This window comes from Serratia sp. NFX21 (assembly GCF_048517035.1).
Taxonomy (GTDB): domain Bacteria; phylum Pseudomonadota; class Gammaproteobacteria; order Enterobacterales; family Enterobacteriaceae; genus Serratia; species Serratia quinivorans.
Window position 1 is genome coordinate 2612611 of sequence record NZ_CP183196.1, and the last position, 25133, is coordinate 2637743.

At 54.8% G+C, this 25133-nt stretch carries 23 protein-coding genes; 8 read left to right on the top strand and 15 right to left on the bottom strand.

Annotated elements, in window-relative coordinates:
* Positions 1-9: 9 nt before the first annotated feature.
* A complete protein-coding gene (locus ACNT1W_RS12400; RefSeq protein ID WP_017892497.1) occupies positions 10-1569 on the bottom strand; it encodes a PTS transporter subunit EIIC in 1560 nt (519 codons plus the stop codon).
* 361 nt (positions 1570-1930) lie between these two features.
* Here ACNT1W_RS12400 and pepT point away from each other — a divergent pair, with 361 nt between their 5' ends.
* Both pepT and ACNT1W_RS12410 read left to right on the top strand, forming a co-directional pair.
* On the top strand, positions 1931-3160 hold the full coding sequence (gene pepT / locus ACNT1W_RS12405) for a peptidase T (RefSeq protein WP_012006433.1): 1230 nt from the start codon (positions 1931-1933) through the stop codon (positions 3158-3160).
* Between the two features lie 85 nt (positions 3161-3245).
* Positions 3246-4334 carry a malate/lactate/ureidoglycolate dehydrogenase gene (locus ACNT1W_RS12410; protein ID WP_261423009.1) on the top strand — a complete coding sequence of 363 codons (1089 nt, stop codon included), beginning with the start codon at positions 3246-3248 and terminating at the stop codon, positions 4332-4334.
* A 51-nt stretch (positions 4335-4385) separates the two neighbouring features.
* Here the strand turns inward: ACNT1W_RS12410 and ACNT1W_RS12415 are convergent, their stop codons facing one another.
* The 6 genes from ACNT1W_RS12415 to ACNT1W_RS12440 form a co-directional block, all read right to left on the bottom strand.
* The gene (locus ACNT1W_RS12415) at positions 4386-5507 is read right to left on the bottom strand and encodes a cupin domain-containing protein (RefSeq protein ID WP_112362589.1); all 1122 of its coding nucleotides are present in this window, start codon (positions 5505-5507) and stop codon (positions 4386-4388) included.
* Positions 5508-5591: 84 nt separating this feature from the next.
* Positions 5592-7049, bottom strand: coding sequence for a two-component system sensor histidine kinase PhoQ (gene phoQ, locus ACNT1W_RS12420; protein ID WP_026142322.1), 1458 nt, complete (start codon positions 7047-7049; stop codon positions 5592-5594).
* A 5-nt stretch (positions 7050-7054) separates the two neighbouring features.
* Positions 7055-7726, bottom strand: coding sequence for a two-component system response regulator PhoP (gene phoP / locus ACNT1W_RS12425; protein ID WP_012006437.1), 672 nt, complete (start codon positions 7724-7726; stop codon positions 7055-7057).
* A gap of 325 nt (positions 7727-8051) precedes the next feature.
* Positions 8052-9332: a c-type cytochrome gene (locus ACNT1W_RS12430; protein WP_419246848.1), complete on the bottom strand. Its 1281-nt coding sequence runs from the start codon at positions 9330-9332 to the stop codon at positions 8052-8054.
* Between the two features lie 18 nt (positions 9333-9350).
* The gene (locus ACNT1W_RS12435) at positions 9351-11129 is read right to left on the bottom strand and encodes a GMC family oxidoreductase (RefSeq protein WP_419245647.1); all 1779 of its coding nucleotides are present in this window, start codon (positions 11127-11129) and stop codon (positions 9351-9353) included.
* Entirely contained in the window at positions 11130-11846 is a 717-nt protein-coding gene (locus ACNT1W_RS12440) for a gluconate 2-dehydrogenase subunit 3 family protein (protein WP_375189717.1), read from the bottom strand.
* 294 nt (positions 11847-12140) lie between these two features.
* Here ACNT1W_RS12440 and ACNT1W_RS12445 point away from each other — a divergent pair, with 294 nt between their 5' ends.
* The 3 genes from ACNT1W_RS12445 (at position 12141) to ACNT1W_RS12455 (ending at position 14956) form a co-directional block, all read left to right on the top strand.
* On the top strand, positions 12141-13658 hold the full coding sequence (locus tag ACNT1W_RS12445; protein ID WP_419245648.1) for a PLP-dependent aminotransferase family protein: 1518 nt from the start codon (positions 12141-12143) through the stop codon (positions 13656-13658).
* 123 nt (positions 13659-13781) lie between these two features.
* On the top strand, positions 13782-14234 hold the full coding sequence (locus ACNT1W_RS12450) for a GNAT family N-acetyltransferase (protein WP_012006442.1): 453 nt from the start codon (positions 13782-13784) through the stop codon (positions 14232-14234).
* A gap of 20 nt (positions 14235-14254) precedes the next feature.
* On the top strand, positions 14255-14956 hold the full coding sequence (locus ACNT1W_RS12455) for a GNAT family N-acetyltransferase (RefSeq protein WP_419245649.1): 702 nt from the start codon (positions 14255-14257) through the stop codon (positions 14954-14956).
* Positions 14957-15007: 51 nt separating this feature from the next.
* Here ACNT1W_RS12455 and purB read toward each other — a convergent pair whose 3' ends face one another.
* The 5 genes from purB to rluE all read right to left on the bottom strand — a co-directional run bounded on the left by purB (position 15008) and on the right by rluE (position 19336).
* On the bottom strand, positions 15008-16378 hold the full coding sequence (purB, locus tag ACNT1W_RS12460; protein WP_419245650.1) for an adenylosuccinate lyase: 1371 nt from the start codon (positions 16376-16378) through the stop codon (positions 15008-15010).
* 22 nt (positions 16379-16400) lie between these two features.
* Positions 16401-17027 (bottom strand): high frequency lysogenization protein HflD, encoded by a 627-nt coding sequence (gene hflD, locus ACNT1W_RS12465; RefSeq protein WP_012006445.1) that lies wholly within the window; start codon positions 17025-17027, stop codon positions 16401-16403.
* 2 nt (positions 17028-17029) lie between these two features.
* A complete protein-coding gene (mnmA, locus tag ACNT1W_RS12470; RefSeq protein ID WP_017892507.1) occupies positions 17030-18133 on the bottom strand; it encodes a tRNA 2-thiouridine(34) synthase MnmA in 1104 nt (367 codons plus the stop codon).
* A 95-nt stretch (positions 18134-18228) separates the two neighbouring features.
* On the bottom strand, positions 18229-18675 hold the full coding sequence (locus ACNT1W_RS12475; protein ID WP_012006447.1) for an NUDIX hydrolase: 447 nt from the start codon (positions 18673-18675) through the stop codon (positions 18229-18231).
* 34 nt (positions 18676-18709) lie between these two features.
* Positions 18710-19336 carry a 23S rRNA pseudouridine(2457) synthase RluE gene (gene rluE / locus ACNT1W_RS12480; protein WP_041418534.1) on the bottom strand — a complete coding sequence of 209 codons (627 nt, stop codon included), beginning with the start codon at positions 19334-19336 and terminating at the stop codon, positions 18710-18712.
* A gap of 132 nt (positions 19337-19468) precedes the next feature.
* On the opposite strand from rluE, the gene icd reads away from it, so the two are divergent.
* Positions 19469-20722 carry an NADP-dependent isocitrate dehydrogenase gene (gene icd / locus ACNT1W_RS12485; RefSeq protein WP_112362581.1) on the top strand — a complete coding sequence of 418 codons (1254 nt, stop codon included), beginning with the start codon at positions 19469-19471 and terminating at the stop codon, positions 20720-20722.
* A gap of 88 nt (positions 20723-20810) precedes the next feature.
* Positions 20811-21251, top strand: a complete 441-nt coding sequence (gene tolA / locus ACNT1W_RS12490; RefSeq protein ID WP_261129282.1) for a cell envelope integrity protein TolA — start codon at positions 20811-20813, stop codon at positions 21249-21251.
* 125 nt (positions 21252-21376) lie between these two features.
* Here the strand turns inward: tolA and ACNT1W_RS12495 are convergent, their stop codons facing one another.
* From ACNT1W_RS12495 to ACNT1W_RS12505, 3 genes are all read right to left on the bottom strand, one after another.
* Positions 21377-22498 carry an AI-2E family transporter gene (locus ACNT1W_RS12495; RefSeq protein ID WP_012006472.1) on the bottom strand — a complete coding sequence of 374 codons (1122 nt, stop codon included), beginning with the start codon at positions 22496-22498 and terminating at the stop codon, positions 21377-21379.
* Positions 22499-22767: 269 nt separating this feature from the next.
* On the bottom strand, positions 22768-22986 hold the full coding sequence (locus ACNT1W_RS12500) for a tautomerase family protein (RefSeq protein ID WP_017892562.1): 219 nt from the start codon (positions 22984-22986) through the stop codon (positions 22768-22770).
* Between the two features lie 17 nt (positions 22987-23003).
* A complete protein-coding gene (locus ACNT1W_RS12505; RefSeq protein ID WP_419245651.1) occupies positions 23004-23750 on the bottom strand; it encodes an SDR family NAD(P)-dependent oxidoreductase in 747 nt (248 codons plus the stop codon).
* Positions 23751-24068: 318 nt separating this feature from the next.
* Between ACNT1W_RS12505 and ACNT1W_RS12510 the strand changes: the two genes are divergently transcribed.
* Positions 24069-25106: a LacI family DNA-binding transcriptional regulator gene (locus ACNT1W_RS12510; RefSeq protein WP_419245652.1), complete on the top strand. Its 1038-nt coding sequence runs from the start codon at positions 24069-24071 to the stop codon at positions 25104-25106.
* Positions 25107-25133: the final 27 nt, after the last annotated feature.

Consider the following 25133-nt stretch of genomic DNA (forward strand, 5'->3'; position numbering starts at 1 on the left):
TAATAAATGTCAGAGTGCTGCTAAATACTTCTCGACCTGGTTTTTGACCTTGCCAACGGTGACACCATAAATAACCTGAACCTCACGCCTATTTTTCACCACGCCTTTGGCACCGGTACTTTTTAATGCCGCTTCATCTACCAATTGCATGTCTTTTAATTCAACCCTGAGCCGGGTGAAACAGTTGTCGACGGAAATAATGTTGTCTTTACCGCCAAGCGCGCGAATAATTATTCCACTCAATTCATTAGGCGTGCTTTTACTATTTTGATACTCCTGTTTTGAATAAAGTTTGACCTCGTCGTCATCCTCGCGGCCCGGCGTTTTTAAATTAAGCTTCAGCACCAGCGTTTTGAATACCAGGTAATAGACGGCGAACTGAATCAGGCCAATCACGACATATAGCGGCCAGCGAGTGAGGGCCACCGGCAACGGCAGGTTATACACCAGGAACTCAATCAGGCCGCTGGCTCCCCAGGGCCGCACTTCGAACAGATTGCAGGCAACCTGCGACAGCGCAGTCAGCACCGCATGGATCACCCACAGCAGCGGCGAAATAAACAGGAAGGTGAACTCGATTGGTTCGGTGATGCCCACCAGAATCGAGGTGGTGATGGCCGGGATCAGGATCGCCTTGGCCAGCATTTTCTTTTCCGGTTTGGCGGTGTGGTAAAAGGCCAGCGCTGCGCCTGACAGGCCAAAGATGGTCACCATACCCTGCTGCGAGAAACGCAGTGCTTCATTCATCAGCGGCGAAATACTCGGGTCGCGCATATAGGCCAGGAAAATCGCCTGTGAGCCAGAAACGGTGTGGCCATCCTGCACGATCGAACCGCCGATGCTGGTGAGCTGGAACGGGGACCAGATAAAGTGATGCAGCCCGGTGGGAATAAGGAATTTCTCGAAGAAACCGTAAACGAATACGCCAAGCGAACCGGAGCTTTTCATAAAGCCGGTCAGCGAGATCAGACCGTGCGAGATAGCCGGCCACAGATAGCTGAAGGCGATGGCATACAGCACAATCACCGGCGTCATGGCGATCAGTACCAGTTTGGAGCCGCCATAAACCGATAACACGCCGTTCAGTTCGACGTTACACAGACGGTTATGTACCCAGGCGATAGTGATGCCGAGGATCAGACCGAGGAATATGCCCATATCCACCACGGTGAAACCCAGCAGTTCGGTTTGCCCGGTGCCGTAAAATTCGCCGTTGATTTTTTGCGCTACGTGGCCACTAAGCTGCAGATAAGACGAGTTGGCGCCTAGGAACATGATAAAGCACATTACCGCCACCAATGCGGCCTCGCTCTTTTTATCCCTGGCTAGTCCATAGGTAATACCGATACAGAATATTAAACCGAGATTACCAAATAATGGCCAGAAGGTATCGCCGAGCATTTTCCCCACATGGAAAATCCCGGAATTTTCATTTACCAGTGTGGCGTTGGTAAGAATAGAACTTAATGCCAGGATTAAACCAATAACCGGCAAGAAGAATATCGGCCCCATCATAGCTTTGGAAAAAAGTTGCAGCTTGCTTAAGATATTATCGATAATACCTTTCATGTCAGTTCCTTTTTTATATTTTAATGGATAACGACGTTGACGATAAAGCTCCCTGGGATGGCGAAAGAGAAAGAGGCAAACTCTGCCTTGGCTAAGTTATAGGAGGAAAGATCCGGTGATGCAATTAGTCAGCGGAAATAGGCACTGGTGGTCAGTGGCTGACAACCGGTGCCCTTCGTGAAGAGGATCACACATCAGAAGCCGTGGCTGGCGATAACTTCTGCCGTAGCGGCCTGGTCAATGAAGGAAATCATCACAAGGTTTAATGATTTCCGTTAAATCTGGCTAAAAATGACCTGTCGCAATATTTGATCCTGATCGGTTCCGCATAATGAAACGCGATATTCTGAGGGCGGATACCATGGATAAACTACTAGATCGATTTTTTAACTACGTCTCATTCGACACGCAATCCAAAGCGAACGTCAAACATGTGCCGAGTACCGACGGGCAAATGAAGCTGGCGCGCGCGTTGCAGCAAGAAATGATTGAACTGGGGTTTGAACGGGTGTCGCTCAGCGAGCATGGCTGCGTGATGGGTACTTTACCGGGCAATGTTGCCTGGTCCGTACCGGCCATCGGGTTTATTTCTCACCTGGATACCTCACCGGATTTTACCGGCAAACACGTTAACCCGCAGATCGTCGAAAGTTACCGCGGTGGCGATATTGCATTGGGCATTGGCGATGAGGTGTTATCGCCGGTGATGTTCCCGATCCTGCACCAGATGCTGGGGCAGACGTTAATAACTACCGACGGCAAAACGCTGCTCGGTGCCGATGACAAGGCAGGCATTGCCGAAATTCTGACCGCCATGGTGCGGTTGCAGCAACGCAATATCCCCCACGGCGATATTCGCGTGGCTTTTACGCCGGACGAGGAAGTGGGCAAGGGCGCACGATTTTTTGACGTTGCACAATTCAACGCCGAGTGGGCCTATACCGTAGATGGCGGTGGTGTCGGTGAGTTGGAATGCGAGAACTTCAATGCGGCGTCGGTGACGGTGAAAATTGTCGGCAATAATGTTCACCCTGGGAGCGCTAAAGGGGTGATGGTGAATGCCCTGTCACTGGCAACCCGTATTCAGCAGGCGTTACCGGCGGATGAAACCCCGGAAACCACCGCCGATTATCAGGGTTTTTATCATCTCAGCAGCCTCAAGGGCAGCGTTGAGCGCGCCGAAATGCACTATATTCTGCGTGATTTCGAGCGTGAGGGTTTCGAGGCCCGCAAGCGCCGGATGTTTGAGGTGGCCAAGCAGGTGGGCAAAGGTCTGCCGCGGGATTGTTATATCGAAGTGACGATTGAAGACAGCTACTACAACATGCGCGAACAGGTGGCAGAACATCCCCATGTGATTGCGTTGGCGCAACAGGCCATGCGCGATTGCGATATTGAACCAGTGATGAAGCCGATTCGCGGCGGCACCGACGGCGCTCAGTTATCGTTTCGCGGTCTGCCTTGTCCGAATCTGTTTACCGGCGGTTATAACTATCATTGCAAGCATGAGTTTGTTTCCCTTGAAGGGATGGAGCAAGCAGTGGCCGTGATTATGCGCATCGCTGCGCTGACGGCAGAGCGCGCCAAATAGCCCAGATTGCGATTATTATAATTGCTTGCCGTAACAATGATTTGCTCCTAGTGTAGAACATATTTTCCGCACCAGGAGCCGTATCATGAGCACTGAACACCGTATCGATCGCCAATGTCTTGAGCAGTTTGTGCAGGCGATTTGGCGCCATGCCGGCAGTACCGAGCGAGAGGCCGGGCTAGTGGCCGAACATCTGGTTCAGGCCAATCTGGCCGGCCACGACTCCCACGGCGTCGGCATGATCCCGAGCTATATGGCGTCGCTGGCGCAGGGGCATTTACAGCTTAACGTTCATGCCCAGGTGGTACGCGACGCCGGTGCGGTCCTGACGATTGACGGTGGTCAGGGTTTCGGCCAGGTGGTCGCCAGTGAGGCGATGGATAAAGGCATCGAACGAGCCAGGCAACTGGGGCTGGCGGCGGTGGCATTAAACAATTCGCATCACATCGGCCGTATTGGCCACTGGGCTGAACAGTGTGCACGCGCCGGTTTTATCTCCATTCACTTCGTCAATGTCGTGGGCGACCCTATGGTGGCACCCTTTGGCGGCAGCGATCGTCGCTTTGGTACCAACCCCTTCTGCGTTATTTTCCCCCGTCCCGGTAAAAAGCCGCTGCTGCTGGATTTCGCCACCAGCGGCATCGCTTTTGGTAAAACCCGCGTGGCCTACAACAAAGGTCTGACCGTCGCGCCGGGCTATCTGATTGACCAGCATGGACAACCCACAGACGAACCCAAGGTGATGCACGAGCAGCCATTTGGTTCGCTGCTGCCCTTTGGTGCGCATAAAGGTTATGCGCTGGCCGCCCTGTGCGAGATCCTCGGCGGTGCACTGTCGGGCGGGAGAACTACCCATAGTGCTACGCTGAAATCCAACAGCGACGCCATTTTCAACTGTATGACCACCATTATCCTCAACCCTGAGGCCTTTGCGGCACCTGAGATGCAAAGTGAGGCTGAGGCGTTTATTGACTGGGTGAAAGCCTCTCCGCCAAGTGACGGTCGGCCGATTGAGGTGCCGGGGGAGTGGGAAGAGGCGAATCGCGAACAACGCTTGCAACAGGGGATCCCGATAGATGCCAATACCTGGCAGCAGATTTGTGCGGCAGCCAGACAGGCGGGCATGCCGGACGAGGAGCTTGATGCTTACCTGACACAGGCGCTGCGAGCATAAAAAAAAGCCACTCGCCTGGGGGCGGGTGGCCTTATCAGAATGACTTCAGCTTCAGTCTTTAAAGTACCAGTAGCCGTTATTGATCAGTGCGGTCAGCAGCGCCAGGAACGACGGATCGTCCACCGCGTCACCCAACTGGGCGGCATTAACGCTGAAGTTCTGGCACATGGCATCGACAGCCTGCAGATGCTCGGTATCCATCAGTTCGCCGTTCACAAAGCACTGATCACCAACGCGCAGTACGCGCAGGCCACCCAGACGTTGTAATGGCTCGCCCTGCTGTAGCAGTTCGTAGATTTCGCCTGCCTGGTAAGGCGGCTCCGGCGGCGCGGCATCCAGCTCGTGGCGCGTCTGGGAGATAAACTCGCCGAACCACTGTTGGAAGTGTTCCGGTTGCTCAACCAGATCCAGCATCATCTGGCGCAGGGCGTCGACTTCCTGCGGCAGCACTTGCGCTGGATGCTCACGCAGTTGAATATCAGGATCGCTGTAACGTTTGCTGCCCAGTTCGCGTGCCAGCACGTGGTCGGCAAAGCCGCTAATCAGTTCACGACCATTCGGTGCGCGGAAGCCCACCGAGTAGTTCAGCGCGTTTTCCAGCGCGTAGCCTTCATGCGGGAAGCCCGGCGGAATATACAGAATATCGCCCGGTTCCATTTCTTCATCGATAATGGCGTCGAAAGGTTCAACCTGCAGCAGGTCCGGGTGCGGGCAATGCTGCTTCATCGGCACTTTTTCGCCCACGCGCCAGCGACGGCGACCGGTACCCTGAATGATAAACACGTCGTACTGATCGAAATGCGGGCCAACACCGCCGCCCGGCACCGAGAACGAAATCATCAGATCGTCCATCCGCCAGTCCGGCAGTTGGCGGAACGGGCGCATCAGCGCGCTGGAAGGCTCATGCCAGTGGTCGACTGCCTGCACCAGCAGCGACCAGTTGTTCTCGCTCAGGTGGTCAAAGCTCTCAAATGGGCCGTGAGCGACCTGCCAGCGGCCGTCCTGGTGGCTAACCAAACGGCTGTCCACTTCGTTTTCCATCGCCAGCCCAGCCAGCTCATCCGGGGAGATCGGATCGATAAAGTTTTTGAAGCCACGCTTCAGAATCACCGGACGCTTTTGCCAATAACGTTGCAAAAAATCGTTCCAGTCCAGATCTAATTGATAATCCATGTTCTATTCCAGGATAGAGGAGTGAGCCTGAGTGCGATTATAACGGAAGTTTGGCCCCGTGGATCGGGGCCTGAGCAACAGAATTTACTCGTTATGGTGGGAGTCGTGCTGACGAGCGAAAGTGACCTGCATACGTGCGCCGCCCAGCGGGCTGTCACTGATGGTAATGGAGCCGTCGTACTGCTCAATAATCTCCGCCGCTACCGATAATCCCAAGCCCTGACCGGGGCGCAAAGTGTCTACCCGCTGGCCGCGCTGGAAAATCAACTCGCGTTTGCTTTCCGGAATACCCGGGCCGTCGTCATCGATGACGATGGTGAGATATTTATCGGAGTGGAGGGAGGTGATTTCAACGAATTCCAGGCAGTACTTACAGGCATTTTCAAGTACGTTGCCCATCACTTCCATAAAGTCGTTTTTTTCACCCATAAAGGTCACTTCCGGCGAGATATCCAGCGTGATCACCACGCCTTTGCGCTGATATACCTTGTTCAGCGCCACCGTCAGGCTGTCCAGCAGGGCCGGTACCGAATGGATCTCGCGTGTCAGCACCGTTTGCCCGGAGTTGATGCTGGCGCGGTGCAGGTAGTAGCCAATTTGCTGAGAGATACGTCCGATCTGATCCAGCATGATCGGCTCGACTTCCTCAATGGTGGTTTGCTTGCCGGTGCGCAGTGAGCGCAATGTGGTTTGCAGTACCGCCAGCGGGGTTTTCAGACTGTGGGTCAGATCGGAAAGCGTGGTGCGGTATTTGGTATAGCGCTGGCGTTCGTTGCGAACCAGAATATTCAGATTGCGTACCAGCCCGCGCAGTTCGCTGGGGGGGTTCTCATCGAGCTGATCTCGCTCACCGTTTTCCAGTTCGCCGACCTGATTCACCAACGCCTGGATCGGTCGCAGGCTCCAATAGGCCGCCAGCCACAGCAGGGGCACCACCAACAGCAGGTTAGCCAGCAACACATAGCTGAACCATTCCCAGACGACGTCTGAACGCTGAAGTTCTTGCGGGATAGTGTCGACCACCACGATGCTTAGCGCCGGCAATCTTGCGGTCGCCGCGTAGGTGTTGACCGCCACGGAGTGGGTCAGCGCATTCTGGTCGTTGTCGTCATAGTCTTTGAGTTGATCTTGCGCCTTGGGGTTGTTCCCCAGAACTTCGCTACTGATGCGGGTATCGGTGTCAATTTCGTAGAAACCGGACTCTTCCAGCCACTCTTTGTTGATCCGTTTTTCCAGTTCCGGTACCTGGCGCTGGCTCCACAGCAGCTTGCCCTTATCGTCGTAAATAAACACCAGGGTAGGGAAGTTGAGATCGATATCGGGCGGAATGGCGATGGTGAGCTTGTTGTCTTTCCACTGGGCCAGGCTGAAGAACAGGTTGCTTTCACCGCGCAGCAGGCGGAAGGCGGTTTTGTCGAAGCTGACGATATAACCCACGACCGCGACCAGACCATAGGACAGCGACAGCGCCAGGATCACCCCGGCGGTAGCCATCAAAAAGCGGGCTCGTAGGGAAAAAGGCTTTTTATTTTTGTTGAACATCATGTTCACTTCGCATCAAAACGATAGCCCTGGCCACGAACCGTGGTGATCACTTCCTGTGGGTATTCGGCCTGCACCTTTTTACGCAAACGGCCCATCAGTACGTCGATGGTGTGGCTTTCACGCAGCTCGGCATCCGGATACAGCTGCAACATCAGCGAGTCTTTACTGACCACTTTACCGGCGTTGCGGATTAAGGTTTCGATAATGGTGTATTCAAACGCGGTCAGTTTGATTTGCTGTTCGTTGACGCTCAGCTCACGGCGCGAAAGGTCGATCTGGAACGGCGGCAAGACGATCACCTGGGAAGCCAGGCCGCTGTTACGGCGCATCAACGCCTGCATGCGGGCAATCACTTCTTCCAAATGAAACGGCTTGGTGACGTAGTCATCGGCACCGGCTTCCAGCACCGCTACCTTGTCTTGCCAGCTTTCACGGGCGGTCAGCACCAGGATCGGTAATTTCATTTGGTGTGCGCGCCAGCGGCGGATCAGGCTCAGGCCGTCTTCACCCGGCAGGCCGAGATCGACAATCGCGATGTCCGGCGCATGTTCCTGCAGGAAATAATCGGCTTCCTTGGCATCTTCTGCTGCATCAACCTGATGACCCATTTCACGCATCTGTACGGAGAGGTGGTGGCGCAGTAAACCATTATCTTCAACAACCAGTACTCGCATGGCGGACTCCTGTAAATCTGCGGGTGAACATCCTGTCACCCACGCTGTAAAGGTAACACGCTCGGCAGCGTGTGAGGGATAGCGTGCAACAACCTTGGCCATCTGATCGTGATATTGACGTTATGGTAGGTATAACCGGCATTTACCGCAAGGGACGCAGAGCCTTGGCAGGAAATAAGCGCTATCGATTTTTGGTGAGTGGTCATTATCGGCAACGTCCAATAAACGTTGGATAAACAATGCCCATGAGAAGTTAAACCAAACTTAAACGAGAAGGGCTGTGAGAAAAAGACAGGAGCCCAATCGGCTGGGCCCCTGGCAGATTTTAAGGATGCTCTGGTTTGGTGACGCTGCTTTTGCGGATATCCTGCACCTGAGCGGCGGTCACCGCCGATGCATCATTGCCCCAACTGTGGCGAATAAAGGTCGCGAGCTGAGCAATTTGCTCATCGTCCAGGCGCCAGCCAAAGTCCGGCATGGTCAGCCCGGTTGGTGCGCCGACGGTCACCGGCGTGCGGGAACCCTTGAGGATAATGCTGATTAGCGAGGACGGATCGTCGCTTAACAGCGCCGGGTTGAGCGCCAACTGCGGGAAGGTATCGCGATATCCCTGACCGTCGCTGCGGTGGCAGGCGGCGCAGTTATCCAGATAGGTCTGGGCACCCGGCTGACTGACGTTACCGTTTAGCAGCATTTTGCCCGTGCCTCCATCCAGCTCCAGCGGCTTTTCCTTATTGACGGTCGGCAATGATTGCAGATAACCGGCGATGGCGCGTAAATCGGCGTCGCTCAGGTGCTGAGTGCTATCTTGTACCACGTCAATCATTGAGCCGAAAGCGGCAAATCGCCGATTATGGCCGGTCTTCAGGAAACGGGTAATATCTTCCGCGCTCCAGCGGCCGAGGCCGCTCACGGCGTCCGCCCGCAGGTTGGCAGCATGCCAGCCTTCCAGCGTGCCACCACTCAGATAGGCGTCGTCGCTCTGGCTGAGCGCTTTTTCCTGAAAGCCGATACCGCGCGGCGTGTGGCAGGAGCCGCAGTGGCCCAGCCCCTGAACCAGATAGGCGCCGCGATTCCAGTCGAGGCTTTTTGTCACGTCCGGCCGATAGGCACCGTCCTCCCTAAACGCCAGATTCCACAGGGCCAGCGGCCAGCGGATACTCAGCGGCCAGGGGATATCGCTGTCCTTATTTTGCTGAACCACGGGTTTAACCTGTCGGGTGAAATACAGGTAGAGGTCGCGTATGTCTCCATCACTGATTTTGGCGAACGAAGGATAGGGCATCGCGGGGTAGAGCCGGGTGCCGTCGCGAGCAACGCCTTTGCGTAATGCGTCACTGAATTCCTGCAGACTGTATTCACCAATGCCGGTTTGTTTGTCCGGCGTGATGTTGGTGGAATAGATAGCGCCGACCGGGGTGGTCATTTTCAGACCGCCGGAAAAGGGCTGGCCGCCGGGGCCGGTATGGCAGGCGGCGCAGTCACCGGCGCGCGCCAGGTATTCCCCGTGTTGCAGCCGGGCCGCCAGTTGCGGATCGTCGTTCGCCTGCACCGTGGTGGCACCCAGCATCAACAGCGCCAGCAGCGAGGGGGTAAGTCCTTTCATGTGAAGCTCCTTATGCTCTCAGGCCTGAACCAGGGGACCGGGATTTTTCAAATACTGGGTGCGGATCGCCTCTGCCGAGTAGTAGGCCAATGCGCCAACGATGCCGGTGGGGTTATAGGCCAGATTCTGTGGGAAGGCACAGGCACCGGTGACAAACACGTTTGGCACGTCCCAGCATTGCAGGTATTTATTCACCACGCTGGTGGCCGGATTATCGCCGGTAATGGCCCCGCCAGTGGTATGGGTCGACTGGTAAGGCCGCACGTCGTAATGATCGCCGGCTTTCATCACCGATACCGACATCTGCTTGGGTTTCATCACTTTGGCAATATCCACCATTTTGCCGGTGATGTGCTGGGTCATTTTGATCTCGTTGTCCTTCCAGTCAAAAGTCATGCGCAACAGCGGCAGGCCGTAACCGTCCTTGTAAGTAGGATCCAAATCCAGATAGCAATCGCGGTACGGCATCACCGAGCCTTCGGAGTTGATGCTCATGCTGTGCAGATAGTTATCTTTGATGCCTTGTTTCCAGCCGCTGCCCCAGGTTGGGGTGCCCGCCGGCAGCATCATCTGCTGCAGCGGTCGGCCGCCGGTGCGGGTGGCGGAGATATAGGCGCCGCCGATAAAGCCCAAATCGGCATGATCGAAATTCTCACCGTTCAGATCGTCGATCACCGTACCGGCGGCCCCGGCACCGATAAAGGGATTGAAGTGGATATCCTTGTCGTAGAACAGCGAAATATTGCTGTTCATCTGATAGGCGTAATTCTTGCCGACCACGCCTTCGCCGGTCACCGGGTTATAAGGTTTGCCAATGCCGGACAGCAGCAGCAGGCGGACGTTATGTAGCTGGAAGGCGCTGAGGATCACCAGATCGGCCGGTTGCTCCACCTCTTGCCCCTGAGCGTTGATGTAGGTGACGCCGGTGGCTTTCTTGCCCGTGCTGTCCAGATTCACTTTGATCACCTGCGATCGGGTACGTAGCTCAAAGTTTTTACGTTGGGTCAGCACCGGCAGGATGGTGCTCTGCGGCGAGGCCTTGGAATACATAAAGCAGCCAAAACGTTCGCAGTAACCGCAGTAGTTGCAGGGGCCGAGCTGTACGCCATAGGGATTGGTGTAAGGCTCGGAGCAGTTGGCGGCGGGCACGCTGAAGGGGTGATAACCCAGTGATTCCGCCGCGGGGGCAAACAGCGAACCGGAATAGAGCCGTTTCAGCGCCGGAGTGGGGTATTCGCTGTTGCGTGGCCCTTCGAACGGGTTGCCGCCCTTGATGATTTGCCCGCGAAGATTGCCGGCTTTACCCGCGGTGCCGCAGACCTTTTCGAACTTGTCGAAGTAAGGTTCCAGCTCCTGATAACTCAACGGATAGTCCTGCAGCGTCATGCCTTCCGGGATCCATTTGGCTCCGTATTTTTCGTTGAGGGTGGTGTGCAACTTTAAGTCGGAGGGCAAAGCGCGCCAATGCATGCCATTCCAGTGTACGCCGGCACCGCCAACGCCGTTACCCGGCAAAAATGAGCCTAGTTGGCGGTAGGGCACGGCGAAATCCGCCGGAGTGTGACGCACGGTGACCGTTTCGTTGGCCATTGCCTGCATCAGTTTCATGCGAATGCCGTAGGTCAGTTCGTCGGCGATGCGCGGATAGGCAAAGTCCGGGTAGGTATCGCGTTGCTCGCCACGCTCCAGCGCCAACACGCTCAAACCGCTTTCGGTCAACTCCATCCCCATGATGGCGCCGGTCCAGCCAAATCCGACGATGACCACGTCTACCGGTGGCTTTTTAATTGCGCTCATTTATGCATTCCTTTTGCTTGAGATACTGACCGGGCCGAGGGGATAAGGCTGATTGGGACGATTGACCCAGTCGGTGTAATCCGCACGCGCGCCGGGGAAACCGATCATTTTCCATGACGCCAGCGTCTGGTTGCCGCCATGCAGCGGATCGGCCAGATAGCCCTCCGTGGTGTTGGTGAGTAACTGGTCAAAAAATGCCTTGCCGGGCAAGTCTTCAGAATCCAACTGGCCGTGCTCCAGCGCCGCCAGCAGTTGTTCCTGCTCAGCGTGTTCGAGATCGGCAAACGTCTTTTGAAACTGTTGCTGACAGTGCGCATTGATTTCGCGAATGCCGATTCGATAGGTTTCGCGCGGCGTCAGCTTGGACTGATAACCCAGTTGCGGCGGGGAGGGAACGAACGGCGGATGCATATACCACAAGCCGCCGTGGCCGTAAGGGGCTTCCATTTGACGATCGATAAATACCGGTACGCCCTGATCGACCGCGCCGGGGCCGTTATCGTCAGTAGGGATCAACCGATCGCAGGCCGCCAGCAGAAAACGCCATTCGTCGGCGTTGAAATAGACCGGAACATAGTGATCCGCTACACCGGCAGCGGGGGCGGCCTTGGCATCCAGTGCCAGAATGCTGCTGCCGGCGGCGGCCAGCGGGATTAACGCCAGGGTCTTTTTGAGAAAGTTACGCCGGGGCGGCGTAGGGTTGTGCTGTTGTGACATAATTCCACCTTGAACATGCTTCACAATAAATGCCCGCGCAGGCAATACAGACCTACACCGCTGCTATCCAGCAGCGGCAAACAGGCGGGGATGGGTAATTAAAAGTAGATAACCACATTAGTAGCAAGCTACTGGTATGGTTGTATTAGTTTAGGGCTGGCGCTCTGAATGAAACAATGGATGATCTGTTTCAAAACATTTTGTTCACAACTAGATTGATTTAGATCAATTATTCAACATCTCCAGCGCTGGTTTATCCTCCAGCGGTACGGAAGATCTCTGAGCAGGAATAGCATGAAACACAGCGGTGACAGCCAGCAGGACGTTTCTCCAGATGCGATACAGGCAAGCTTTATTCAGCATTTACGACAAGGAATGACGCGTAAGGCTGCGCTGCATCTGACAATCAAACAGCAGGTGACGGCGGGCGAACTGAGCTACCTGGCAAAGCTGCCGCCCAGCCGGGTTCTGGCGGCTCGATTGGCGGTTTCACGTGATACCGTCGAACAGACCTATGCCCAACTGGAAGCGGAGGGCTATATTGCCCGTGCCGTTGGGCGCGGTAGCTTTGTCAGCTACCAGCAAGATACTCTGATCGGTCGTGAACTGCTGGCCACTGACAGCACCGACCAGGCCTTGCTGGTGGAGCGGGAGTTGAGTGCGCATGGCCGTTCCTTGCTGATTGCCGCCCATGCTCCGCATACCCGCCGCAGCGGCTCATTGACCCCCTCATTGCCCGATTTGCGCTTGTTCCCCATCGACAGCTGGCTGCAACTGGAAAGACAGGCGGTGCGACAGGGGGCGGAATACCTGCTGGGTTACGCCGATCCTCAGGGACTGGTGGAGTTGAGAGAGGAAATCATCGAGTATCTGCGGCGCGAAAGAGGGGTTAAAGCCGGCACGGAACAGGTGATTGTGGTGACCAGTTCCCAGCAGGCGCTCTCGCTGTGTACTCAGGTGCTGTTTAATCCCGGCGACCGGGTTTTTGTGGAAGAACCCGGCTATCAGGGCGCGAAAAAGCTGGTTCAGTCGGCGGGATTAATCGCCCAGCCGATAGGGGTGGATCCCTGCGGTATGGATGTTGATGCGTTAATAAACACCGAAGAGGGCGGACGGGGCGTTTATATTACGCCGTCCCACCATTATCCGCTGGGGCATTCACTCAGTATTGAACGAAGATTAAAACTGTTGGCATGGGCGCAGCGTGAAAAGGCCTGGATCCTTGAAGATGATTACGATTCCGAATTCAATTATAACGGCCTGACTACCGCAGCGCTGCAGGGGCTGGATCAATATCAGCGAACTTTATATATCGGTACTTTCAGCAAAAGCCTTTTTCCAGGATTGCGCATTGGTTTTCTTATTGTTCCGCCACAGCTAATTAAACCCATGGTGGCCGCCAAACAATTCCAGGATGGATATACTTCGGCCCTGCCGCAAATGACGTTATTTAAATTTATCAATGAAGATTTCTATGCCGAACATTTAAGGAGTATGCGCAAGATATATCAGGCCCGGCTGGAGATTTTGCATGCGGCGGTGCATCAGTATCTTGCCGCCTGGACTCAACCACGGTTACCGCAGGGCGGGCTGCAATTGGTTTGCCCATTGAAGGACGCGGCTACCGAGCGGCGGTTGATTCAGGCTGCCGCAGCGCAGGACATGAGGGTCTACGGGCTGATTGATTTTTATACCCATTCGCCAAGTGAAGGGGCGTTGGTATTTGGCTTTGCTGCCTATACACCCGACGAGATTGTAAAATTTATCAAAAAGTTATCCTGCATTTTTGATTCGTTACCGGTGCCAGGCTAAAGGCAGTCAGGTCGCTAAAATTGGTCTGCTCGTTGTTATTAATTGGTCTGTGTTCAGGCTGCGTTGACCGGTGTATCCTGTTGGTATTACGTTACTTTTTCTTAGAAAAACCGGTGAGGCAACATGCATCCAGTAAACAGTGAAGTAGTAGTACGCAGAATACAAACCGATGATAAGTCACAATGGTTGGAGCTTTGGCAGGGATATCTTCATTTTTATCGGGCGGATATTTCGGCGCAGGTTACCGACCATACCTTCGAACGTTTATGTGAAGAATCGCAGGTTTATGGCCTGGTGGCGGAAGATAAAGACGGCAAGTTGTTGGGATTGATGAATCTTATATTCCACCCTTCAACCTGGAGTTCTGTCGGTTATTGTTATATTGAAGATCTCTATGTTTCACCCGCGGCGCGCGGCAAGAAAGTGTCTGAAAAATTATTTGATCAGGCTTATCGGTTGGCAGATGAAAGGGGCTGCGATCGGGTTTATTGGGCGACGCAGGAATATAATTCTCCGGCCCGTTCGCTGTACGATAAAATAGGCAAAAGAACTTCGTTTATTATTTACGAACGTTAACTGCAGGTTGCGGAGGCTTTATGGTGATCAATCAATTCGGCCAGCCGGTGGGTGAGCCATTAGCCGATTGGCAGGCGGTGAAACGGCCCGGCGGTGAGACGCTTGACGGGCGCTTTTGTCGCCTGGAACGGCTTGAGCCACAGCGCGACCATGCCGCGTTGTTCAGTGCTTTCCAGCAGGCACCCGATGGCCGCGACTGGACCTATTTATCGATAGAACGGCCGGAAAGCCTTGCTGCCATGTTGCAGCATCTGAACACCCTGCAGGCGAACCCCACGTTGGTGAACCTGACGGTGTTTGACCGCGTAAGCCAGAGTCCGGTCGGGACGGTTGCCTATATGCGCATCGATGAAGCTAACGGCGTGGCGGAGATTGGCCATGTCAGTTGGTCACCGGCGATGAAGCAGCACTCGAGCGCCACCGAGGCGATTTATCTGATGTTGCGACACCTGTTTGAGGACTTGGGTTATCGCCGCTGTGAATGGAAGTGCGACAGCCATAACGCCCCCTCCAGACGGGCAGCGGCGAGATTTGGCTTCAATTATGAGGGCACTTTCAGGTATGCGCTGGTCACCAAGGGCCGCAGTCGCGATACCGACTGGTTTGCCATTACTGCCGACCGCTGGCCGACCATCAAGGCGGGGTTTGAGCAGTGGCTGAACCCTGACAACTTCAATGCGCAAGGGCAGCAGAAACAACGGCTGCAGGAGTTGATGGGATAGATGTCAAAGAGGCGGCCATTTGGCCGCCTCTTTGTTTTAGCAGTATAGCGATTACTTCAATTCATCGACCATGGTCGCCGCGCGGCCAATGTAATTAGCCGGGGTCATGGCTTTCAGACGAGTTTTCTCTTCTTCCGGCAGCGCCAGGCTATCGATAAACGTCTGCATGCCGGCAGCATCCACGCGCTTGCCGCGAGTCAGCTCTTTCAGTTTCTCGTATGGCTTTTCGATGCCGTAACGGCGCATTACGGTTTGGATCGGCTCGGCCAACACTTCCCAGTTGTGATCCAGTTCGTCCAGCAGGTGTGCCTGGTTCACTTCCAGCTTGCTGATGCCTTTCATGGTCGCCTGGTAGGCGATCAACGCATAACCCAGGCCAACGCCCAGGTTGCGCAGCACGGTGGAGTCTGTCAGGTCGCGCTGCCAGCGGGAAACCGGCAGTTTGCTGGCCAGGTGGCCCAGTACCGCGTTTGACAGGCCCAGGTTGCCTTCTGAGTTTTCGAAGTCGATTGGGTTAACCTTGTGCGGCATGGTAGAAGAACCGATTTCACCGGCGATGGTCTTCTGCTTGAAGTGATTCAGGGCGATGTAGCCCCAGATATCACGGTCGAAGTCGATCAGGATGGTGTTGAAACGCGCAACGCAGTCAAACAGCTCGGCGATATAGTCGTGCGGTTCGATCTGAGTGGTGTACGGGTTCCAGATAATGCCCAGCGAGGTAACAAACTCTTCGCTGAACACATGCCAGTCCACTTCCGGGTAAGCGACGATGTGGGCGTTATAGTTGCCGACTGCGCCGTTGATCTTGCCCATGATTTCCACGCGATCTAGCTGACGGAACTGACGCTCCATGCGGTAGGCGACGTTGGCGAATTCTTTACCGACGGTGGACGGGGTGGCCGGTTGGCCATGGGTACGAGACAGCAGCGGAATATCGCGGTATTCCAGCGCCAGACCCTTGATCGAATCGATGATTTTACGCCAGTACGGCAGCACCACGTCCTGACGTGCCGTTTGTAGCATCAGCGCGTGCGACAGGTTGTTGATGTCTTCGGAGGTACAGGCAAAGTGGATAAACTCGGACACCGCCTGCAGGGCGGGGATCGCTTCCACTTTTTCCTTCAGGAAATACTCAACCGCTTTCACGTCGTGGTTGGTGGTGCGTTCGATAGTCTTGATACGCTGCGCGTCTTCTTCGCTGAACTCTGCGACGATCTTGTCGAGGAAAGCGTTTGCGTCGGCGTCAAAAGCCGGAACTTCCTTGATTTCTGCGCAGGCGGCCAGTTTTTGCAGCCAACGTACTTCAACCTGCACACGGAATTTCAGCAGACCGTACTCGCTGAAAATGGTGCGCAGTGCGCTGACTTTATCACCGTAGCGTCCATCAACGGGTGAAACGGCGGTCAGTGAGGATAATTCCATCGGTAGCAACTCCTGGGATCTATTAACAATGAGCAACGATATTTTGCGCCTGTTTAAACAGACGATTACGGGAAAACATTAACTGCAGGCGGCTACCGCCAACCTGTTGCCACAGCACGGCGGCACGGATGCCCGCCAGCAGTGCGGCGCGAACCTTGGCCTGCACCTGCGGGTTCTGCAGGATAGCCGGTGAACCTGTCACCTGAATGCGCGGCCCGAGTGGGCTGACGACGTCGACATAGATGCCGGCCAGCGCGCTGATAATGGTGTCTGATTCCAGATCAAAATGCGCCAGTTGGCGTTCAAGCTGGCCGAGACGTTCGCCAAGCTGGTTCATCGCCTGTTTGTTGGCGTTGAGTTTGCGCTCCAGCACCATCAGGCTGATGGTGTAGCGGGTCAGCTCGGCGGCCAGGCCTTTATTGTTGGCATTGAGCACGCCCATCAGCGTCTCAAGACCCATTTTCAAATTGCGTTCTTCACCGCCGAACACCGCCAGCGTGGAAGGGGGATCCATCTGCAGCAGGCTGCTTAGCGAGGTATGAAAGGCTTCGCGATCGCATTGGCCTTCGTGCGCCAACTGCTGGACCAGACGCGCAGTCTGGCTGATCCCGGCCATCGCCAGCGTAATGTCATAATAGTTCTTCGCCACGATTACTCCTGTAAACGCTGTTCGATAATGCCGCCGCCGAGGCAGATTTCATCCTGATAGAACACGGCTGACTGACCTGGGGTGACGGCGGCGACCGGCTCGTCGAAACGCACTTCAATGCGTTGTTCGTCAAGCGGGGTGACGGTGCAAGGAATATCCTGCTGGCGATAACGGGTTTTCACCGTACAGCGGAATGGCCCGCTCAGCGGCAGGCGATCGACCCAATGCAGTTGCTGCGCGATCAGCCCGACGGACATCAGGCGCGGATGCTCATGCCCCTGCGCGACCACCAGCACGTTGTTGGCGACGTCTTTGTCCACCACGTACCATGGATCTTCACTGCTGTCTTTCATGCCGCCGATGCCCAGCCCTTTGCGCTGGCCCAGGGTGTGGTACATCAGGCCCTGGTGTTCACCGACGGTCTGGCCGTCGACGCTGACAATCGGCCCTGGCTGAGCCGGCAGATAACGGCCGAGGAAATCGCGGAATTTGCGTTCGCCGATAAAGCAGATACCGGTGGAATCTTTTTTCTTGGCGGTAACCAGTTCCAGCTGTTCAGCGATGCGGCGCACCTCTGGTTTTTCCAGCTCACCGACCGGGAACAGGCTTTGTGCAACCTGCTCGTGGCTCAGGGTGTAGAGGAAATAGCTCTGGTCTTTGTTGCCGTCGACACCGCGCAGCAGACGACTTTTGCCGTCCACGTCCTGGCGACGCACGTAGTGGCCGGTGGCGATAAAGTCCGCCCCCAGATCTTCTGCGGCGAATTCCAGGAAGGCTTTGAATTTGATTTCTTTATTGCACAGGATGTCCGGGTTCGGCGTGCGGCCGGCCTTGTACTCTTCCAGGAACAGTTCAAACACGTTGTCCCAGTACTCTGCCGCGAAATTCACCGTGTGCAGTTCGATGCCGAGTTTGTCGCATACCGCTTGTGCATCGGCCAGATCGGTCGCTGCGGAGCAGTACTCTTCATCGTCGTCTTCTTCCCAGTTCTTCATAAACAGCCCAGCGACCTGATAGCCCTGTTGCTGTAACAGATAGGCAGTAACGGAAGAGTCGACGCCGCCGGACATACCGACGATTACTTTTTTCTGGCTGTTGTCTGACATGGGGATCTCGCGAACTTGAACACTAACCGTGCTGATAAAAAACAAGCGCAGGATTTTACCACGTTGCCCTCGTCGGCGCACGGCACTTATTCATCTCAGAATGGCCAGTCATAGCTGCTGACCAGCGACAGCGGGTAGCGTTCCGGCTGCTGGTAACAACGAATGCTTTCGGCGACCAGAGCGGAGCGCAGGTTGGGCGCATGCAAAATATCTTCGGCGCTCAACCATAGGCAGCGGTCGATATCACTGTCGTGCGGCTCGGTCGGCAGTTGCTGCTCCAGCTCGATGACAAAGCAAAAGCGCAGGAACGGCGTGTTGTCCGGCGCGATCCACTGGTGCAGTTTGAGGAACGACTGCGGCGTGGCGCGAATGCCGGTTTCTTCCCACAGCTCGCGTTCGGCGGCCTGAATCAGGGTTTCGTCGGCTTCAAGATGACCGGCCGGCTGGTTCCAGAGTGCCTTGCTGTTAATGGTCTCTTCGACGATTAAAAACTTGCCGGCGGCGTGAACCACGCAGGCAACGGTAACGTGCGGTTTAAACATGGCGGCCCCTTACAGCGACGGATTGACGGGCGGATTAAAGCGAATCAAGGCATTTCCATTCACCGGGTTGCAGTTCGCCCAATGAAATATTACCCATACTGTAGCGAATCAGCCGCAGGGTAGGGAAGCCGATATGTGCAGTCATGCGACGCACCTGGCGGTTTCGTCCCTCATACAGGGTGATTTTCAGCCAGGCGGTGGGGATCGACTTGCGCTCGCGGATCGGCGGATTTCGCGGCCATAGCCACTGCGGTTCGGCCACCAACTCCACACCGGCCGGCAGCGTCGGGCCGTCTTTGAGCGTAACCCCGTTACGTAAAGAGACTAAATCGTTGTCCTGCGGCGCGCCTTCTACCTGCACGTAATACACTTTGCCGGTACGTTTACCTGGCTCCGTGAGCTGCGCCTGCAGCTTGCCGTCATTGGTTAATACCAATAATCCTTCGCTGTCGCGATCCAGACGTCCGGCGGCGTAAACATCAGGAAACGGAATGAATTCTTTCAGCGTGGCGCGGCCGGCCTCATCGGTAAATTGCGGCAGGACATCGAAGGGTTTATTGAATAACACCACGCGACGCGGCCCCTGTGCGACAGCGGGTTTGGCGGAGGCAGGCTGGCTGAATCGTTTAACTTTGTGATTTCTAACAGGGAATTTTTTCATAACAGTTGAGATTACGGATGATAGGCGCATTATAACCGAATCCGTTTCGGATTGGCGCGGACAGAAAATTCCAGTAGTATCTACACGCATCTTACAAAGCATTAACAAAAATTGCGCTTGAAGGAGAGGTTGATGGAAAGCAAAGTAGTTGTTCCGGCAGAAGGTAAAAAGATTACGGTCGATGCCCAGGGTAAACTGGTTGTTCCGAATAACCCGATCATTCCGTTTATCGAAGGCGACGGCATTGGCGTCGACGTTACCCCTGCTATGATTCACGTGGTTGATGCAGCAGTAAAAAAAGCCTACCACGGCGAACGTAAAATCTCCTGGATGGAAATCTACACCGGTGAAAAATCCACTCACGTTTACGGGAAAGACGTGTGGCTGCCGGAAGAAACCCTGGATCTGATCCGTGACTACCGCGTTGCCATTAAAGGCCCGCTGACTACCCCAGTCGGTGGCGGTATTCGCTCCCTGAACGTGGCCCTGCGCCAGCAGCTGGACCTGTACGTGTGTCTGCGTCCGGTGCGTTACTACCAGGGCACTCCAAGCCCGGTTAAACAGCCAGAGCTGACCGACATGGTGATCTTCCGCGAAAACGCCGAAGACATCTATGCGGGTATCGAATGGAAAGCCGGTTCTGCCGAAGCAGACAAAGTGATCAAGTTCCTGCGCGACGAAATGGGCGTGAAGAAAATCCGCTTCCCAGAGCAATGCGGTATCGGCGTGAAGCCATGCTCTGAAGAAGGGACCAAACGTCTGGTTCGTGCAGCGATCGAATACGCAATCACCAACGACCGTGACTCTGTGACCCTGGTTCACAAAGGCAACATCATGAAGTTCACCGAAGGTGCCTTCAAGGATTGGGGCTACGAACTGGCGCGTGAAGAGTTTGGTGGCGAACTGATCGACGGCGGCCCATGGCTGAAAATCAAGAACCCGAACACCGGTAAAGAGATCGTGGTTAAAGACGTGATCGCCGACGCCTTCCTGCAGCAAATCCTGCTGCGTCCGGCTGAATACGACGTCATTGCCTGTATGAACCTGAACGGTGACTACATCTCCGACGCCCTGGCCGCACAGGTTGGCGGTATCGGTATCGCACCGGGTGCCAACATCGGTTCCGATTGCGCACTGTTCGAAGCGACCCACGGCACCGCACCTAAGTATGCCGGTCAGGATAAAGTGAACCCAGGTTCCATCATCCTGTCTGCAGAAATGATGTTACGTCACATGGGCTGGTTCGAAGCGGCTGACCTGATTGTTAAAGGCACCGAAGGCGCAATCGCTGCCAAGACCGTGACCTATGACTTCGAGCGCCTGATGGAAGGCGCTAAGCTGCTGAAATGTTCAGAGTTTGGCGACGCTATCGTTAAACACATGTAAGCGTGTTTAAGCGTTAAATGATAACGGGAGCCTGATGGTTCCCGTTTTTTATTGTTCTTTCCAGTGACTATTCTAAAAGAAGGGAATCATGAATAGAGTTCATTTAGGGTTTAAAAAAAACCTGCCGGCATTAATGCTTATTATCGTCTCACTATGGCTGACAGGCTGTACCAAGACGAACGCTGTGGCTAAAGCTGGGCCGTCTGCGGAGGGTGTCGACGATCTTTTTGCTCCTCTTGAAGGCAAAGCAACTCCCGCTGCAGGGGATGAGGTCAGCCACTATGCCGGGCAGGTACGCGCTGCGATTCAGAACCATTTTTATGATGCCAACGCTTATGCCGGCAAGCAATGTACTATCAGAATGAAGTTTGCCCCGGATGGGATGCTTTTGGCTGTCCGCTCTGAAAGTGGTGATCCTGCGCTTTGCCGGGCTGCTATAAAGGCAATCACAAATACCCGTTTCCCCAAGCCGCCGTCACAAGCGGTTTACGGTGCTTTTAAAGATTCCGTACTGGAATTTCGCCCCTAAGCGGCTGAATGACATAACTATCGTTAAACGTCTGTAATTGTGTTTAAGCATTTGAACAACAACGGGAGCCGTAGGGCTCCCGTTGTTTACTGCCGTTTTACAGATACCCCGACAGGGGCAATGTTTCAATCCGCCTTGGTGGCATCAGGGTGATTCTTGCCTTCCTCGATAAAGTCCTCATCAATCTCATCGGTGGTTTCGGCACTGTCGCGACCAGAAAGAATATTCCAGCAGGCGATGAACAGGGCGGCGATAAGTGGGCCGATGACGAAACCATTGATACCGTAAATCTCCATACCGCCCAGGGTTGAAATCAGGATCAGGTAATCCGGCATCTTGGTGTCTTTACCCACCAGCAGCGGGCGAAGGATGTTGTCGACCAAACCGATGATCACCACGAAGAAGCCCACCAGGAACAGGCCTTTCCACAACATACCGGTGGCGAAGAAATAGATGGCAGCGGGTACCCAGATGATGGCGGAGCCCACTGCGGGGATGATGGACAGGAACGCCATCAATGCGGCCCACAGCAGGCTGCCTTCGATACCGGTGATGTAAAACGCCAGGCCGCCGAGTGCACCTTGCACTGCGGCAACCACTACCGTGCCTTTCACCGTCGCGCGGGAAACCGCGGCGAATTTCACAAACAGATGATGTTTAACGTGCTCGGATAATGGCAGCGCCTGCAGCGTCAGGTTAACCAGATAAGGGCCGTCCTTCAGCAGGAAGAACAGCAGATAGAGCATTACGCCAAAACCCACGGCAAAGTTGAAGGTGCCTTTACCGATCAGGAACACGCTACCGGCAAGATATTGCCCACCTTGCAGCGCCACCTGTGAAAGTTTCTTTTGTATTTCTGCTGCGTTGTCGAGGTTATGCTCGGTAAGGAAATGGCGTGCCCAGCCAGGCAGCACCCGCAGGGTATCGGCCAGAACCACCGGGAATTGCGCGTTATTACCCTGTAATTTGGTGTAGACCACGTTAAGCTCAATCGCCAATGAAGACGCAATAATCGCCAGGGGAGTAAATACGATCAGACAGATCACTGCGACCGTCAAAAGCGACACCAGGCCGTTTCGTTCGCCCAAATACTGCTTAAGTTTTTGTTTCACCGGGTGGAAAATCACCGCCAGGATGATCGCCCACAGAACGGACGAATAATAGGGACCCAAAACGTCCAGAAAAGCAGCGGTAACTATGAAAAGGATCAGAATAAAGAATCCCTTTGAAATACCCTTAGACATCATACCCGTCCCTCTGATGATAGATTTCTCCGCCAATGCCGGTATTGAATGGCATTGACACTTCTTGAAGATTAAACCCTATCATCACAAACGCGTAACAGGTAGTGGATTTTATAGATGAACGATTAATGAAACTTATTAGTCATCATCTATTCAGTGGGGGTATTTGAGTGGGAGATGCGGGCTTGTTACAACAAAATCCCCCAGCCTGACTAACCCGTCACCCTTTGCGGATGAACGTCGGGTTAACAACAGACCAGGGGAGTTGGAGGCTATCGCTGGCCCGAGTTACGTTCTTTGTTGCGCAGGGCCGTGACGCTTTCACCGCCTACGCCCCAGTTATCGGTAGCGACTTCGTCAATCACTACCGAGGTGGCGTATCGTGGCTTGTTCAGCACGCGCTCCAGTAACTCGGTGACGCCTTCAATCAATTGGCGCTTCTGCTCGGCGGTGACGCCTTCATCGGTGACTTTAATATTGACATAGGGCATGTGCAGGTTCTCCTTAATTACCAGACGCCGGCGGTAGTGCCGCCGTCTACGGCAACGAGGGTGCCGGTGACAAAGCTTGAGTCAGTCAGGTACAGCACCGCATCGACAATATCCTGCGGCTGACCGATGCGTTGGGTCGGGGCCATCTGTTTCATAAACGCCAGGCTTTGTTCATCCGGGTTGCTCATGGTCAGTGGAGTGGCAATGATGCCGGGAGCAACGGCGTTGACCATCACATTATGCGGTGCCAGTTCCAGCGCCAGCCCACGGGTGGCCTGGTTCAGCCCGCCCTTGACCATAATCGGCAGCAGGGCCGGGACTTTGCTGATGGGCTGCATGGCGATGGCGGCAGTGATGGTGACGATGTGGCCAGTGCCATTGGGCACCATGTGACGGGCAGCGGCCTGTGAGGGATAGAAGAAACCTTTCAGATTGGTCGCCAGCATCGCGTCGACATCTTCCTCCGAATACTCTGCCACCGGTTTGGACATGAAGATCCCCGCGTTATTGATCAGAATATCGACCTGACCAAAGTTTTCTTCTGCCTGTTCGAACAGGCGGGTCGCGGTTTCCGGCAGGGCGATATCACCGGGAACCAGCAGCAGGTTCTCAGGATTACCGAGTTGCTTGGCAGCTGCCTGCAAACGTTCCAGTGAGCGTGCGTTGCCCACGACATTGTAGCCACGCGCCAGGTAAGCCCGTGCAATAGCGAAGCCCAATCCGCTGGATGCGCCGGTAACAATTACTGTTTTTACTCTGTCCATTATCCGTTCTCTGCATAGTCATTATTTGCGTGGCTGAAACGATAATGCTTATGGATAAAGAGAAAAATGGGGTCAGAGTCATTTGATTTTATACATGGTGTAATGAGTCACGACGGGCTGGCTAGATTTTGGGTTTGGCTACCAGCGCCAACGCCAGCGCACTTCCCAGTACCGCAGCGGCTAACACCAGAACGGATTTCGAGCCTTATTGCTGAGCGTATTACGCATTAACGCGCCCGATCACACAAAAACGGCAGCCTGATTTCTATGGGCGGCTGGGACATGATAGTTTTTATCAAAATCATGAGGGAGACGATTATGGCAGGCAAGAAAACCACCCTGGCCGCCATTGCCAGAGAGGCACATGTTGGTATCGCTACGGTTGATCGGGTAATAAACCAGCGCGCAACAGTACGGCCTGAAACGGCACGCAGGGTCATTGCGGCGGCGCACAAATTAGGCTTCGCACTAGAGAAATCGCATCAACTGTTTGAGACGATGGGCCAACCAGCCGCACGGATTAAAATGGGCTTTATCCTGCTGCGCAAGGAACATTCGTTCTACGCACAATTGGCGGATAGCCTGCTGGAACAGGCCGCACCCTATTACGACGCTGAGCACCCGCCACAGTTCATGTTTCATGATATCAGTGCGGTCAGCGACACCGCTGCCGCCATCACACAGTTAAGCCAAAGTGTGGATGTGATCGGCGTGCTGGCGCTGGATAACCCGATGATCCGTTTTGCGGTGGAAGAGGCTAGCAGGCAGGGGGTAAAGGTATTCACGTTGCTGTCTGATTTATCGGTACACAGCCGTGCCGGTTATATCGGCTGGGATAACCAGCAGGCAGGTCGTACCGCCGGCTGGGCGGTGGAGCGCTTGTGCCATCGGCAGGGCGATGTCGGGGTCATTATCGGCGATAACCGTTTTCTGTGTCAGGAAACCTGCGAAATCAGCTTTCGATCTTACCTGCGCGAACACCTGAGTGGTCAGCGGGTGCTTGAGCCGGTACGCAGTCATGAACAGGCCGAAAGCGCAAGACAAGTCACTCAAACCTTGCTGGAGCAGCATCCCAATCTGGTGGCTCTGTATGCACCCTGCGGGGGTGTGGAAGGGATTATTGCTGCGCTGCGGGAAAGCGGCAGGCAGCATCAGGTGATGCTGATTTGCCATGGCCCGGTTGCAGGCGGCGAAATGGCGCTGATCGACGGCACGCTGGATCTGATGCTCAGACATCGTATTGCCGAGTTTGCGGCGTCAGTCATCAGCACTTTTGTCGCCGCCACCGGTGGCGGCTCCTCCGGTTTTAGTCACACTATTAACCGCTTTGATCTGATCACCAAAGAAAACCTCTGATAGTCGGCTCCCTCTGGTGGAGCCGTT